Origin of the sequence: Empedobacter sp. GD03861, assembly GCF_029840885.1 — a bacterium.
In the GTDB taxonomy this organism is placed as follows: Bacteria; Bacteroidota; Bacteroidia; order Flavobacteriales; family Weeksellaceae; genus Empedobacter; species Empedobacter falsenii_B.
Genome location: NZ_JAOCDJ010000083.1, coordinates 1 through 1,406, shown reverse-complemented (window position 1 = coordinate 1,406; position 1,406 = coordinate 1). Strand labels below are relative to the sequence as shown.

1 protein-coding gene and 1 pseudogene are annotated in these 1,406 nt (G+C 32.0%); both read left to right on the top strand.

What is annotated here, in order from left to right:
* Positions 1-147: 147 nt before the first annotated feature.
* Positions 148-339: pseudogene (locus N5D03_RS14790) on the top strand (RHS repeat-associated core domain-containing protein); the annotation flags it as partial.
* 649 nt (positions 340-988) lie between these two features.
* Positions 989-1,402 (top strand): hypothetical protein, encoded by a 414-nt coding sequence (locus N5D03_RS14785; RefSeq protein ID WP_125349955.1) that lies wholly within the window; start codon positions 989-991, stop codon positions 1,400-1,402.
* The last annotated feature ends 4 nt before the right edge of the window (positions 1,403-1,406 follow it).

Sequence of the window (1,406 nt, the reverse complement as noted above, 5' to 3'; positions counted from 1 at the left end):
GAAGGGCAAAATTATAACCCGAAAAATGGCTTGTCTTATCCTATAAAAATCTTTTTTTTCAATTGAAAATCATTATATTTGAATGAATAATGAGGCGTTCATTAAAACAGATGTAGTGTTGAAAATTTGAAGTATATAGGGGTGTAGGAATACAAATACAACGGTAAAGAACTACAAACAGACTTAGACATCAACTTATACGATTACGGTGCACGAAACTACGACCCTGCTATTGGACGTTGGTTTAATATCGACCCGCTCGCGGAGAAAATGAGACGTCATTCTCCTTACAACTACGCTTTTAATAATCCTGTCTTCTTTATTGATCCTGATGGGATGATGCCTGGACCAGGAGACGAAGTTCCTGTTATTCAAGGAGGTACTTTAGGTGAGGTGCTTGTTACAGGATCTGCTTCAAATAAACCTCAATTTGCAGGACTTAATCTTAATATACCAACACCTGATCTTACATCTGCATTTTTTGGCAATCATGTTGATGGTGCTTATAAACATGTACTTTCTCCTGAGAATGTCGATACTTATGTTAAAATGCAGGAGGCAAAACGTGAAGGAGAAATTGGTTTAGTAGCTGGAGCTGCAGTTATAGCTTCTCTTCCTGTTACTGCTGTTGAAGGACTTACGGTATTAGGAACAAAAGCATTGATTAGTGTTACAGCTCAAGGAGTTATAAATCAAAATATTGATTTAGTTGATACTACTGCTGATATCCTAGCTGTTCCTGGAATTTCAGGTTTGGTTGGAGGAAAATATGATTATTATATTTTTGGTGATAAAAAGCTTGAACTTCAAAGCAATACAGATACAAATGCAATACTATTTAATGGAGTAACAAGTACTCTTGGAGCTGGTTTAGGTAATCGTGCAGACAAATTTATTAATGGAATGCAAAAATCAGGACTTGAAAATACAATTGGGACTGTTACCAATACAGCCACATCATTTTTAGAACAAGAATTAAATAAAATATATGGAAACAATAATCAAAAATAAATGGGGATATTTTGTCTTCTTTTGCCTATCATTAGTAACTTTATATATAGTTGTAAATAATTATTTTGATAATTCTACCAAAGAAAATTTTAGATATAGTATTGCTACTTTAACAGAGGTAAATTTTATGGGTAAGAGTTCTTTAAATAAAATAAAATTCAACTATTCTTATAATAAAAATATATACAAAGGGAGTCATTATTTTGATAATGATAGCACATCTTACTATGATAGTAAAATAGGTAAAAGATTCTTAGTTAAAATTAATAATAATGAATGGGTTAATAAACTATTTTCCACAAGTAGGTTATGTATAAATAAACCTGTGCCAGATAGTATAAAAGAAGCTCCATTAGAAGGGTGGAAAGAATTACCTACTTGGGCAAAATAAATAA

What these genes read in the sequence shown, in the direction of transcription:
- N5D03_RS14785 (WP_125349955.1), top strand. Translation starts at nt 989, where the DNA reads ATGGAAACAATAATCAAAAATAAATGGGGATATTTTGTCTTCTTTTGC.